15 protein-coding genes and 1 pseudogene are annotated in these 13,779 nt (G+C 38.3%); all 16 read right to left on the bottom strand.

All coding sequences use genetic code 11. The features are described from left to right. Nucleotide 1: 1 nt before the first annotated feature. A complete protein-coding gene (locus JCM9157_RS13580; RefSeq protein ID WP_035665460.1) occupies nt 2-715 on the bottom strand; it encodes a response regulator in 714 nt (237 codons plus the stop codon). 244 nt (nt 716-959) lie between these two features. Further along, nucleotides 960-2,150, bottom strand: coding sequence for a c-type cytochrome biogenesis protein CcsB (ccsB, locus tag JCM9157_RS13575; protein WP_035665457.1), 1,191 nt, complete (start codon nt 2,148-2,150; stop codon nt 960-962). Between the two features lie 55 nt (nt 2,151-2,205). Further along, on the bottom strand, nt 2,206-3,852 hold the full coding sequence (gene resB / locus JCM9157_RS13570; protein ID WP_035665454.1) for a cytochrome c biogenesis protein ResB: 1,647 nt from the start codon (nt 3,850-3,852) through the stop codon (nt 2,206-2,208). 17 nt (nt 3,853-3,869) lie between these two features. Beyond that, a complete protein-coding gene (gene resA / locus JCM9157_RS13565; RefSeq protein ID WP_035665452.1) occupies nt 3,870-4,394 on the bottom strand; it encodes a thiol-disulfide oxidoreductase ResA in 525 nt (174 codons plus the stop codon). A gap of 65 nt (nt 4,395-4,459) precedes the next feature. Next, the gene (locus tag JCM9157_RS13560; RefSeq protein ID WP_035665522.1) at nt 4,460-5,188 is read right to left on the bottom strand and encodes a pseudouridine synthase; all 729 of its coding nucleotides are present in this window, start codon (nt 5,186-5,188) and stop codon (nt 4,460-4,462) included. Between the two features lie 137 nt (nt 5,189-5,325). Beyond that, nucleotides 5,326-6,741, bottom strand: a complete 1,416-nt coding sequence (locus JCM9157_RS13555) for an NAD-dependent succinate-semialdehyde dehydrogenase (RefSeq protein WP_035665449.1) — start codon at nt 6,739-6,741, stop codon at nt 5,326-5,328. 70 nt (nt 6,742-6,811) lie between these two features. Continuing rightward, a complete protein-coding gene (locus JCM9157_RS13550) occupies nt 6,812-7,969 on the bottom strand; it encodes an iron-containing alcohol dehydrogenase (RefSeq protein ID WP_035665446.1) in 1,158 nt (385 codons plus the stop codon). 188 nt (nt 7,970-8,157) lie between these two features. After that, nucleotides 8,158-8,690, bottom strand: a pseudogene (locus JCM9157_RS13545) (spore maturation protein). Continuing rightward, on the bottom strand, nt 8,691-9,284 hold the full coding sequence (locus tag JCM9157_RS13540; RefSeq protein WP_035665444.1) for a nucleoside recognition domain-containing protein: 594 nt from the start codon (nt 9,282-9,284) through the stop codon (nt 8,691-8,693). Then, entirely contained in the window at nt 9,277-10,425 is a 1,149-nt protein-coding gene (locus JCM9157_RS13535; RefSeq protein ID WP_035665441.1) for a D-alanyl-D-alanine carboxypeptidase family protein, read from the bottom strand. The genes JCM9157_RS13540 and JCM9157_RS13535 overlap by 8 nt, the downstream gene beginning before the upstream one ends. 412 nt (nt 10,426-10,837) lie before the next feature. Beyond that, a complete protein-coding gene (locus tag JCM9157_RS25385; RefSeq protein WP_235715004.1) occupies nt 10,838-11,065 on the bottom strand; it encodes a DUF1657 domain-containing protein in 228 nt (75 codons plus the stop codon). A gap of 53 nt (nt 11,066-11,118) precedes the next feature. Beyond that, on the bottom strand, nt 11,119-11,700 hold the full coding sequence (locus JCM9157_RS13525; RefSeq protein WP_052013147.1) for a DUF421 domain-containing protein: 582 nt from the start codon (nt 11,698-11,700) through the stop codon (nt 11,119-11,121). A gap of 15 nt (nt 11,701-11,715) precedes the next feature. Then, a complete protein-coding gene (locus JCM9157_RS13520; RefSeq protein WP_035665435.1) occupies nt 11,716-11,919 on the bottom strand; it encodes a DUF1657 domain-containing protein in 204 nt (67 codons plus the stop codon). A gap of 15 nt (nt 11,920-11,934) precedes the next feature. Further along, a complete protein-coding gene (gene spoVAE / locus JCM9157_RS13515) occupies nt 11,935-12,285 on the bottom strand; it encodes a stage V sporulation protein AE (protein ID WP_035665433.1) in 351 nt (116 codons plus the stop codon). Beyond that, the gene (spoVAD, locus tag JCM9157_RS13510) at nt 12,282-13,298 is read right to left on the bottom strand and encodes a stage V sporulation protein AD (protein WP_035665431.1); all 1,017 of its coding nucleotides are present in this window, start codon (nt 13,296-13,298) and stop codon (nt 12,282-12,284) included. The genes spoVAE and spoVAD overlap by 4 nt, the downstream gene beginning before the upstream one ends. Next, complete coding sequence (gene spoVAC / locus JCM9157_RS13505) at nt 13,292-13,777, bottom strand: stage V sporulation protein AC (protein WP_035665428.1); 486 nt, start codon at nt 13,775-13,777, stop codon at nt 13,292-13,294. The genes spoVAD and spoVAC overlap by 7 nt, the downstream gene beginning before the upstream one ends. Nucleotides 13,778-13,779 lie beyond the last annotated feature (2 nt).

Below are 13,779 nucleotides of genomic sequence, written 5' to 3'. Positions count from 1 at the left end.
GTTACTTCACTGCCTCAAATTTATAGCCTATTCCCCAAACAGTTGAGATCATCGCTGCTGCTTCTGGTGAGATTTTATTTAACTTCTCGCGTAGTCTTTTTATATGTGTATCTACAGTTCTTAAATCTCCAAAGAAATCATAATTCCAAACATCTTTTAATAATTGCTCTCTTGAAAAAACTTTATCGGGTGAAAGAGCTAAATAATGAAGCAATTCGTATTCTTTTGGCGTTAAACTAATTTCTTGATCAGAGACTGTTACACGATGAGCATCATTGTCAATCATTAAATGTTGGAAAACAAGAACGTCCTTAGCCTGGGTTTCCGTATGCAAAAATTTCGTTGTTGAAGAACGTCTGAGAAGTGCCTTGACTCTTAATACAACCTCTCTAGGACTAAAAGGCTTAACAATGTAATCATCCGTACCAACTTCAAAACCTTGAACGCGGTTAGCTTCTTCTCCTTTGGCCGTTAACATCATAACAGGAGTCGCTTTTGTCTTTCTTAACTCTTGGCACACTTCTATCCCGTCCATACCTGGCATCATAATATCTAGTAAGATAAGATCAAACTCCTCGGCTAATGCCATTTTTAGAGCTTGTTCTCCGTTTTCTGCTTCCTCGACATCATAGTTTTCGCGCTCTAAATACATTTTTAACAATTTACGAATACGGTCTTCATCGTCAACCACTAAGATACGTGCTTCTTTTTCCATCTTTCTTCCTCCTAATAAAACAACCTTGTAGTATGTAGTGTAACATGAATGATTCTCATTTATAAATTAAGAAAAAAGAGTGACTTAAAGAGGCTGCTTATTGGCCTTTTAAGTCACTCTGTCAGCAATAATTTAAGAGATCACTGCAAGTGACCATAAGTAGTTTTTGAGTGTTCTTTTCTCACTGAAATTCCGTTAAAAGCAAAGCCACTGCTTCTCTTAAACACTCTAAAAAAATAGATCATTATAAAGCATAGGAATGAAGACCTGCAATGACCAAGTTAACAAACACTAGATTAAACATAATAATAGCGAAGCCAATTACACATAACCAAGCAGACTTCTCGCCATGCCACCCTTTAGATAAACGCAAGTGTAAATAAGCTGCGTAAAACAAGAATGTAATAAGAGCCCATACTTCCTTAGGGTCCCACCCCCAAAATCTTGTCCATGCAATCTGAGCCCAAATCATCGCAAAAACTAATCCACCTAAAGCAAAAACAGGAAATCCGATCGCGATCGCTCTGTAACTAACTTCATCAATCGCTTGTGGGCTAACCCCTTTTAATATTGGCTGTATAGCACCACCTATTCGTTTTCTAAGAATTAAGCGAAGCAACCAATATAACACTAAACCTGAAAACAAAGACCAAATAACTGTATTCAAATCATTAGCAACAATAATGGCAGGGGCATTAAAAATTGGAGACATACGATCTTCTGTTATCAGTTGACCTTCATTAGGTCCTACTAATGCCGGAAGATTATAAACCATTTCTGCTTCAAGACCATTCTCATTTACATAAGAAAATGTCGCTTCATAATCCATTGCGTTAAAAATAGAACCAACTAAAATAAACGTAACTAAACTAAGAATCGAATACATAACAAACTCTAGAGCTTTTGTTTGTTTATTGGATTTAGTAAAGTCAATGGTTCTGATCAGATAAATAAGTCCAGCAACAAACCCAATAGCAAGAATTCCTTGTCCTAAAGCTACAGTAATTACATGTATTTTTAACCAGTAACTTTGAAGAGCTGGTATTAGCGGAGCAACCTCACCTGGGAACATAGATGCATACGCTATAATTAACATAACGATCGGCATTGAAAACAACCCAAGGTAGTTTGAACGATAAATAGCATAGATAATAACAAAAGCAAATCCAATTGCTATTCCTAGAAACGTCATGTACTCAAACATATTACTTACAGGTGCATGTCCAGCATGGATCCACCTTGTAATAAAATACCCTATGGAAAAGAGAGAACCTAAAATTGACAAAATAAAGCCAAAGAATCCCCAACGGTTTCCTTTCATTTCTCCTTCTTTATTGCGCCACTTCCCTCCTGTTATTGAAACAGTAAAAGCTATGGTCGCTCCTAAATAAAGGAAAAAAGCAACAAATAGTAAATTTCCACTAATTGCTCCCATGTTCAAAGCCTCCTCATAAAAAGGGAGGGAATCTCTTTCATTCCCCGTACCCTCATTAACCTTCCAATTTCTTTAATTCTTCTTCTTTTAATTCTTGTGCCTCGACCTGGTCTATTGGTGTATTCAGATCAGTACCAGCAAGTGCATAATCAATATCTTTTCTTAGTGCAAGATAGTTTTTATTCGTATGACCAGCTATCCAGACTTCACCGTTTATCCGTTGTAACCACACGCGGCGATGAGCCCAATATGAACCTTGAACCAACCCAATCATAAAGATAATCCCTCCAACAATTAAGAAAGGAAGTGTATAATCTTTTCTAACGATTAAGCCTGTTACGTGTTTCGTGTCCACATCAACAAAAGTCATTTTAAAATCATTTTCACCCATTGGTTCAAGGTTCGTTCGTATTCCAACAAAACTAACTTCTCCTTCAGGGGTTTCTGGAGTATACATATCAAAAATGAATACAGGGTTGTCCGGGATTTGAGATCTTGTTGAAGGTACGTTGGAACTATTTAAGAAATAATCCGGAAAATACTCTCTTATTTCAATTCTGTACCCGTCACCTAAATCATAAACCTTATCAGGATCAAATAAATCAACATCTATTCGGCCGTGTCTGTCCCCTGTCTCTTTATTTTCAAGTGTAAAACTCATTGTGTTTAATTCATGAAGTTTATAATCAACTTGATAAAGAGCAAAATTGTCAAATTTAAAAGGTTCATTTACTCTAATTTTATGTCGGTCAATTTCAACTAGTTCGCGCTCTCCAATGACACCAGTATCCTCAGTTTCATATAATACTGCATCAGTTTGATAGGTTTTAACTACAGGACCACCAGCACGTTGCATGGCCTGACCGAAAATTTCATCATCTTCGTCGTAGAGTTCAACAAGAAATTCTTCATTTCCAATATGGTATTGACCATTCGTTCCAGGAACAACGGCAATTTCACCTTCTCTAATCCAAACGTTTTCATCAACATACATTCCTGGAAAATAACGGAGCATACAACCGATTAAGAAAACAATAAGACCGATATGATTAATATAAGGTCCCCAGCGAGCAAAACGACCTTTCTCGGCGACTAAATTCCCGTTTTCTTCAGAAATGCGATATTTTTTTTCTTTCAGTTTGCTTTTAGCTGATTCTAATGCCTGATCTACATCATTTACTTTTGAAGTCCCAAACACTCGTTGCCTTTTCAAGAAATTCCCGTGACGCGTAACACGCTGTGTTTTCAAAGCTCGATATAGTGGAAAAACACGATCCCAACTAGCAATAAATATCGATATCCCAAGGGCCGCAATTAGCAACATATACCACCATGAGCCATATAAATTATGAAAACCTAATTGATAGTATAATTGCCCAGTTATTCCGTATTCGTCTGCATAATACTGTGCTGCATTCACAGTTGGGGGGATATACATTTCTTGAGGATAGATTGTCCCTATAGACGAGGCAACAAGTGTCAACACAATAATCCATATCCCTACCTTGACAGAAGAAAAGAACATCCATACTTTATCAATAACCGTTGTCGTATACGTTTGCGAACGGCGAGCAACTCCCTCATATTTCATATCAAGAAGCTGTTCTTGATTGTCCTTAGAATCAATTGGTTTGCCACAGGACTCACAGACAATCGTCCCTACAGGATTCTCATGTCCGCATTCACATATCAGTTTGTTCATTCTTACACCTCAATCTATCATCCAGGTTTAATTTCTTCCATGAAGTTACGTACCATTTGTTCTGTCATTCCACCTTGGTGAACACGAACAATCGTACCATGTTCATTTATTAAGATTGTTGTAGGTAGAGGTGAAATTCCGTAAGCGTCAATCACATTTCTTTTTGTATCAATCGCAATCGGAAAAGTAAGTCCATGGCGCTCAGCAAAACGTTGTACGGTCAAACCAGGTTCTGCTGCATTAACCGCAATAATTTCAACACCTTTATGTTTGTATTCAGCATACAATTCTTCCATAATCGGCATTTCCTTCACACAAGGTGGGCAATAAGTTCCCCAGAAATTCAAGAACACACCTTTTCCTTTTAAGTCTTCAAGCTCAATACGTTCTCCTTCTAAATCATGTAAAACAAAATTAACTGATAAATCGCCCGCTTTTGCCACGCTTCGATCAGCTATAAAATTTGAGTAAAACGTATAGGCAAGAGCAATTGCAATAACAGCCAAAATGCTTGAACGCATTACTAGGCGTTTTTGTTTCAACAGACTCTCCCCCTTTTTTAATTTCCTCTATTATAACGTTAGAAACCTCATGAAAATGAATGGCTTTATGACGGTTTCGTGACAGCTAGTTCACGTAAATGTTTTACTTCGATTGGCTTTAGTGCTCTAGCATCCCCAGGATTTAAACCTCTAAGATTTAAAAAACTATACTCTTCTCTTTTTAGTTTCATGACAGGATGGTCAATCGCATCAAACATCCTTCTAACTTGACGATTTCTTCCTTCATGAATCGTTAAGCGAATAATGCTCGTTTGCTTCTTTTTGTCCATTGACATCATCTTTACCTTTGCAGGAGCTGTCATGCCATCTTCAAGTCTAATTCCATTTTGTAATTGTCTTAATTTCTCTCTTGACGGGATTCCTTTCACTTTCGCAATATATACTTTTTCAACCTTGAATTTTGGGTGCATAAGCATATTGGCAAACTCACCATCATTTGTAAGTAATATCAAACCAGAAGTATCATAATCTAAACGCCCCACTGGAAATACTCGTTGTTCGATTTCAAGATAATCAGTAACAACCGTTCTTCCTTTATCATCACTTACACTTGAAATGACACCGCTAGGCTTATACAGAAGGTAATAAACTGGTTCTTCTCGATCAATTGGAACACCTTCTACTTCTATTTCATCCTTATTAGGCATTACTTTAACACCTAATTCTCTTACTACTTTTCCATTAACTTTTACTTTACCCTCAATAATTAATTGTTCAGCTTTTCTTCTTGATGCAATTCCTGCTTGTGCTATGATTTTCTGTAAACGTTCCATTTCGTTCTTCACCTCATGTACCATCATACTCTTGTAAACATGAATTCTCAAGCTTGATGAAACTCTCCTATTATTTTCAATAAAAAAAGCCATCAAGAGACATCTCTCAAGACAGCTTTAAGTAATGTTTTAGTATTCTAGAAACCAATTGAGATATATTTAGTTTCGAGAAACTCTTCTATTCCGTGATGACCACCTTCCCTACCTAGTCCGCTTTCTTTAAAACCACCAAAAGGAGCTTGAGCTACAGAAGGAAGCGCATCATTTACACCAACGATGCCATATTCTAACGCTTCACTAATTTGAATGGCAGTCGAGAGTTTTTCAGTGAAAACATAAGCAGCTAAGCCAAACCGTGAAGCATTAGCACGTCTAATAACTTCTTCAGTTGTAGAAAAAGTTGAAATGGGTGCAACAGGTCCAAATGTTTCTTCATTCATACAAAGCATCTCATCTGTTGCTCCCGCAATAACAGTTGGTTGAAAAAAGAGACCTGAGATTTTGTTGCCACCCACTAAAACCGAAGCGCCTTTTTCCCTAGCATCTTGAACTTGCTCCACCACTTTTGTGATTGCAGCTTCGTTTATTAACGGGCCAATATCACTCGTTTCCTTAAAACCATCCCCAACTGCAAGGTCTCTCACCTTTTCAATAAATTTTGTAATAAACGGATCAACCACATCTTCATGAACATAAATTCGATTTGCACACACACACGTTTGACCGGCATTTCTGAATTTAGAGGCTATAGCTCCTTCAGCTGCTGCTTCTAAATCAGCATCATTCATTACGATAAAAGGAGCATGCCCACCAAGTTCTAATGAAAGTTTCTTGACTGTATCCGCTGCTTGTCTCATTAATAATTTCCCTACTTCCGTAGAGCCTGTGAACGTCACTTTTCTTACTCTTTCATCATCCATCCAAGCTTGACCAATTTCCTTTGGATCACCTGTTATAACATTGATGACACCTGCGGGAATTCCAGCTTTCAAAGCAAGCTTGGCCAAATATAGAGCGGTTAATGGTGTTTGCTCAGCTGGTTTTATTACCGCTGTACAACCTGCCGCTAATGCTGGTGCAATTTTTCGCGTAATCATCGCTGCCGGAAAGTTCCAAGGGGTAATGGCAGCAATCACTCCTACTGGTTGCTTCTGAACTAATATACGTTTATTAGGAAAAGAAGCTGGAATGGTCTCACCGTAAATCCGCTTACCTTCTTCTGCATACCAAGCTAGGAAACTATTTGCATAAAGAACCTCTCCAATAGCTTCCTTCAGTGGCTTACCTTGTTCAGCTGTCATAATTTGAGCAATTTCTGAAGCTTCAGCTTTGATTAAGTCGTGCCACTTCATGACGAGTTCACTTCGTTCGTTTGCTGTTCGCTTAGACCATTCGGGAAATGCAATATAAGCTACATCGACCGCTTCGACCGCTTCGACGGCCCCAGCCTTTGATACTTGACCAACTATTTCCCCCGAAGAAGGGTTTAGAACATCTATTTTCTCTGTTTTAGTAACCCATTTTCCACCTATTAAAAGATTCCCATCAATCATTTTGTTTTCCTCCTTATTGATATTAAACATTATTATTGTGTCTTTTGTTCATTATAACAAGGATATTCTCTTAACATCCTTTATAAGCTCTTCTATAAATGACTTCTATATCTTTAACAGACAACTTTCGAGGGTTATTATCTAGTAGCCTAGTTATTTTACTAGCATCAATCGCCAATTGAGGAATGTCTTCCTCAGGTACTCCAAAATCCTTTAAACTAGTTGGAATTTCTACGTAGGCGCATAAACGCTTCATCTTCATAATAGCAGCTTCAGCCGCCTCCTCCGTTGTCAAATCTGATGTAGTTATCCCTAACGCTTGTCCTATATCTACAAAACGTTCAAAACAGCTAATTTGATTTGACTCCATTACATAAGGAAGTAATAAGGCATTAGTTACCCCATGAGAAAGGTTATATCTTCCTCCAAGAGGATAAGCAAGAGCATGAACGGCTCCAACTCCTGCATTCCCAAATGACGTTCCGGCCATTAAACTAGCTGTTATCATCGCCTCTCTCGCTTCTAGATTATTGGGGTTAGCAAACGCTTTAGGGAGATTAATGGCAATCATTTTCATAGAATATAAGGCTAGCGCATCTGTGACCGGAGACGCTCGAACTGACAAGTAGGCTTCAATTGCATGTACTAACGCATCTATTCCACTGGCAGCGGTAACCGATTTCGGCATAGAGACGGTCATCTCTGGTGAAACCAACGCAACATCTGGAAGTAAATATGGACTAACAATTCCTTTTTTTACTTGTTCTTGTTTATCTGACAGAATCGCTATATTTGTTACTTCAGAACCTGTACCTGCGGTTGTAGGAATAGCAATGAGAGGCAAGCCGGCTTTGGCAACTAGGTTAGTGCCGAAATAGTCCTCAATTCTTCCTCCATTTGTGATAAATACCGCTACGGCCTTTGCAATATCTATCGCGCTTCCTCCCCCGACAGCAATTAATCCGTCATGCATGCCTCGTTTAACAACTAATGCACATTCCTCGACTAATGCTATTTCTGGCTCTGGCTTAACCCCTGTATAACATTGATAATTCACTTCACTTAATTCCTTTTCGACTAGATTGACTGTCCCTATCTTGGTTAATATTTCATCTGTTACTATTAAAGGACGCTTGATCTTTAACCGTTCAACTTCACTTTTCAATTGTTTCAGGCCATCTTTTCCTGTAATTAACTTTTTTGCTATAAAAAACTCAGAAACTGTCATACTATTACCTCCTTATGCATTTTTCAGCACTAGATTTATATAAAACAAACTATTACTTACATTTGAAAAGGGTTATCCCAAAAGATCTTTTATGTTGACCTTTTAGGATAACCCCGAAGGTCAAACCTAAATAAGAGTATTCTCTTTATTTTTTATAGTTCCTGCGACAACATAGTTTTTCTGACAGTTTACATACCGAATACATAGCTTACTACTAGAATAGAAGCAATGATACCGACTACATCGGCTAGAAGACCTACTTTAAGTGCGTCCCCCATTTTCTTTATTCCTACAGCGCCAAAATAGACAGTCAATACATAAAACGTTGTATCAGTACTTCCTTGCATTGTTGAAGCGAGTCTTCCAATAAAGGAATCTGGCCCATATGTTGCAATTAAATCAGATGTCATTCCAAGAGCGCCCGTCCCAGAAATGGGCCGAATCATAGCTAAAGGTACAATTTCAGACGGTACACCTATTGCTTGTAGAACTGGCTTCATCAGTTCAATAATAAAATCCATTGCCCCAGAAGCCCGGAACACAGAAATCGCAACAAGCATTCCCACTAAGTATGGATGATTGAAATTGCCATTCCGAATCCTTCTTTTGCCCCTTCTACAAAAGTTTCATATGTCGGAACTTGCTTGTATGTTCCGTACATAAGAACAAAGGCAATTAAGACAGGAATGAACCAAATGGAAATAACCGTGATCCAACCCATCTATACTCGCCCCTTTCTTACTCGTCTATAATAAAAATACCTGTCTATTAAAATAGCACCTATCGTCGAACAAGTTGTTGCAACTAGCGTCGTACCAACAATTTCCGTTGGTGATACTGACCCATAACTCATTCTAATGGAGATGACTGTTGTAGGTATTAATGTGATACTAGCCGTGTTGATTGCTAGTAATGTAATCATGGATCGACTAGCAAAATCTCGTCCCCCATTTAGATCTTTTAATTGTTGCATCGCTTTGATACCCATTGGTGTCGCTGCGTTTCCAAGGCCAAACAAATTCGCGGTCATATTCGATAAAATATAACCCATCGCTGGATGATTAGGAGGAACTTCAGGGAAGATCCTCGTTGCAATCGGACGCATCAACTTAGCCAATGCATTTAGTAATCCACCTTCCTGAGCAATCCGCATTAATCCGAGCCAAAAGACGAGGATACTGATTAATCCTAAACAAATGGTTACAGCATCCTTAGCTCCAGCAAATATAGCTTCATTCACTTCTTCCATTTTTCCATTAACTGCTCCAAATCCAATGCCGATGACGAGCATTGCAACCCAAATTTTATTAATCAATTGATCTCACCCCAATAGTGAAAGAGAAAATGTCAATCACTTTAGCCCAAAATCCTTTTTTCTCTTCAACCTCAGGTGCTTCATATAACAACGGAATCTGTCCGATTAATTCATTGTTTATTTTTAACTCTACCTTTCCAACTGGTTGAGGAGGGATGTATTCTTCCATTCTTTGATCACTAGGAGGACGATACAATGTTATCTCTTTATTTAAGGCTTGTTGCTCAGCCTGTGTTAATGGGTATTCAAAAGAATAAGGTGCATACACTTTTCCCTTATAAAAATCATCTTCAACTTCTGATAAAATACCCTCTTCAAGCAGCAGCTCGACTGTATAAGAATCAAAAGCCCAATTGAACAAATTCATGTGATCATGCCAATCACTTGGTGCATTAAGTGTAACGGCAATTAGATTGGTTCCATCTTTTTCTGCAGTTGAAACTAAAGTTCGTTTAGCGCGTTTTGTGTAACCCGTCTTTCCACCCGTTGAATATTTATATAACTCGGTTAAAAGGCGGTTTTTATTTCGCCAAACTCGAATTTGTTCTCCATCGACACGATGACTTTTTGTTGAAGCAATTGTTTGATAATGCTCACTTTGCATTGCATATTGTGTAAGAATAGCCATATCATAAGCCGTTGAATAATGATCTTCGTGATCGTCAAGCCCATGAGGATTTTGAAACATGGTATTATGCATACCAATTTCCTTTGCTTTTTCATTCATTAAATAAACAAAGCCCTCTAAGCTTCCTCCAACGTGTTCAGCAATTGCTACTGCCGAATCATTACCACTTCTCAACATAAGACCATAGACTAAATCTTCGAGCTTAATTTTTTCTCCTGCACGTAGATAAATAGAAGAACCTTCTGTTCCTTCAGCACGTGAGGTTACCTTCACCATTTCATCCATCTTTCCGGATTCTATAGCTAAAATAGCTGTCATAATCTTTGTAATGCTTGCGATACGAAGAGGGGTGTTCTCATTTTTCCCATACAGAATTCGTCCCGACTCTTGTTCAATTAGAACAGCCGCTTGTGCAGAAACAGAGAAGTTCCTTTGTTCTGCATTCGCATTAAACGGTACAGATGTTAACGTAAGTAAAATAGCTAAACAGATAAGTGCAAATTTTCTTCTCATAATAATCCCCGTCCTGTCTGTTTTTAACTAGTCTCTTGTTGTAGTTACCTTTCCATGCCTGTCTTTTTCGCTTATATGCAATGTCTATGCAGGACAACCAATGTTATGACTTGAACTTCAATCTAATAAAGTTGATTATGTTAAAGCGTCATCTGGTCTATTTGTCATAACAAGACTAATCTTCTTAAAAAAGGAAAAGATCAGCAACAACAGCTATGTCAGAGGGATTATTGAAGGATGTGAGAATTGAAGTATTGAAGGTATTACAATTAACTGAAGAATCCCTTCGCTCACGTCTTGAGCAAGAAGGGATTCTAAAGATCGAGTCTATTTTTCTTTGTACATTGAATGCGGAACGACAACTTCACCTTACCTATACAAGAAAAAATGAGAAATATCAAAGGATTTAACATTAATTTGATTTTGTATAGGGAGAAACTAATTCATGTACTTGTTTCATTTGATTAGCGCACCAACTATACATCTGTTTTGCTTGTTTATCTTCCGTATCGAGTGCAAATAACTCCATGTCAGCTTGGGCTTTTTTGATACTGGCTTCAAGAAGCGGCAATTCTGTTGGCTGCGCTACTTGCTGAGTATCATTAAACAAATCAAATGTCAGTTGACCATACTCGTCCACTTGAGCTAAAAATACATTTTCAACCGTCGCATTTCGTTTTTTTAATTCTGTCTTCAGCCATTCTTCATTAAACCTCGGGACGATAGCGGTTCATGAAGTATTTTCCCATCCATAATAACCGTTTCTGGTTCTTTGATTTTTGGCACAGGATGATGTAGCATTTTCGCTGTAATTGGTTGTTGCTCTTTTTTTAGGAGAACATTCAACTCTCCGTTTCCTTCTAGAACCGCAAATTCCACATCTGCTACTTGGAATACTTGCTTAGCTCTTAATTTACGTAATAGTTCATCTGAAGTCAGATGTTGTTTCTTCATATTATCCTCAAGGATTTTTCCGTCTTTCATAATTGGAATTCCTTTACCATAAATAGCAGACCGAATCGTTGCATTCTTTATACTTAACATCAAAATGAAAAAAGCACTTCCAGCCCATACCAATAGACCAATTAATAAATTTGATACTGGGATTGTCAGCTGAATCGAGCCTATTGCTAAAATGACGGCGACTGAGGCAATCAATCCAAATTCTAGATGTGATGTCTCACCTATTGGTTTTTTAACAAACATTCGAGCAATAATGAGCAATAACAAAAAACCAACTAAGCTACGAAGTGCAACCTCAACCCACCCTGGCATACAATCCCCTCCTTCTTATTGTTGATAGGTTGGTTCTTCAAATTCAATCTGAGCTGCTCTTTTTTGAATTTCTTTAATAATCGTTCTTGTTTTAAGTGCTCCTTGATGAAAGGCTTCTCTTGCTTCATGTTCTTTTGTCTTAATCGCAAGCGACGATAATGTTGCATCAATTGATTGTAAGGAACTTAATAATCCTTGTACCTGACTACCTACTGTCATTTCTTAAACTCCCCTTTATCCTTTTGGTTTAAAAACAAGTGAAGCCAGAAAGCCAAAAATAATCGCAGCTGAAATACCTGCACTCGTGACCTCGAATATCCCAGTCAGGACACCGATAATTCCGTTTGCTTCAGCTTCTGCCATCGCCCCATGTACTAGAGCATTACCAAAACTTGTAATTGGCACCGTTGCTCCAGCACCTGCGAAATCAATTAACGGCTCATACAAACCAAGTCCGTCTAATACAGCTCCTGTTACAACAAGTGTACTCATTGTATGAGCTGGTGTGAGCTTAACTACATCCATCAATATTTGACCAATAACACAAATGAGACCGCCGACAACAAAGGCTGATAGAAATATCATGAAGAAATCCCCCCTATTTCAATTGAAACAGCATGGGCTATACATGGAATAGATTCTTTTTGCTGAAAAGATAAAGGCGATAACAAAGCTCCTGTTGCACAAACAAGAATTCGCTTTAGTTCTCCACGCTTCATCCGGTTTAGTAAATGTCCATATAAAACAGATGCTGAACATCCAGGTCCGCTTGCTCCTGCAAAAACAGGTTGATCTTCTTTGTAAATCATTAAGCCACAATCTTGAAAGGTTTCTTCTGGTAGTTCTAGGCCTTTCTGCCTTATAAGTTCTTTAGCAATTGGAAGTCCAATTTCACCTAAATCACCAGAAACGATTAAATCATAATGGTCATGAGGAAGCTCACGATCTCTAAAATGAGAGATAAGGGTATCAGCTGCAGCTGGAGCCATTGCTGCACCCATGTTAAAGGGATCTGACAAGCCCATATCAATTACTTTTCCAATTGTTGCTGAGGTTACGACTGGACCTTCGCCCGTTGCAGAAACGACAGCTGCACCAGACGCAGTAACAGTCCACTGTGCAGTCGGTGGCTTTTGTCCCCCGTATTCCGTTGGATAGCGAAACTGTTTTTCCGTTGCTGAATTATGACTCGAGGCCGCAGTAACAATCCGCTGTGCTCCTTTTGCATTGATAATAAAAGCAGCTAGAGCTAGTCCTTCCATAGAGGTTGAACAAGCACCGAATAAGCCGAGATAAGGAATGGCAAGAGTTCGACTTGCAAAACTTGAAGGTGTGAGTTGATTGATCAAATCTCCAGTAAACATAAATTGAATATCTTCTTTCCTAAGTTCAGCTTTTTCAATAGCTTTCGAAATTGACTCTTCTAGTAGTATTTTCTGAGCTTTTTCATATGAATCCTGACCTAGCCACAAATCATTATGCAATAAATCGAAATCATCTGCTAATCGACCATCAGCTTCAAAAGGTCCACCAACCGTACCTGTTGAAAATATAACAGGCTGATTTTCAAATTCCCATGTTTGATGACCTTTTAACATCTACAATCCCCCCATTGAATAAGTACCGTTTTAATTAATGCAATGATAAACGCTGCGACTGTTCCAAAAACGATCACCGATCCAGCGAGTTTAAACATCTTTCCACCAACTCCAAGAACATAACCTTCTGTTCTATGTTCAATCGCAGCAGAAGCGACAGAATTAGCAAAACCTGTAACAGGCACAGCTGTACCTGCACCCGCAAATTGAGCAAAGTGATCATAAACACCAAAGCCTGTAAGTAGCACAGAGATAAAGATCAAAGTCGCAACGGTAGGGTCACCAGCTGTACGCTGGGTAAAATCAAAAAATGTATAATAAAACACATTTAAGCCTTGGCCGATTAAACAAATGAACCCCCCTACTAGAAAAGCTCGTATGCAATTTTTTAATACTGGTCTTTTCTTTTCATATTTCCCCGCTAATTTTTTGTATTCAATTTGAGCAGGAGTAAGATTCTTTTCTTTGCTAGACGACATTG

Source organism: Halalkalibacter akibai JCM 9157, assembly GCF_000513135.1.
GTDB lineage: Bacteria > Bacillota > Bacilli > Bacillales > Bacillaceae_D > Halalkalibacter > Halalkalibacter akibai.
The sequence above is the reverse complement of the archived record's forward strand: the minus strand, read 5'-3'. Positions and strand labels throughout refer to the sequence as shown.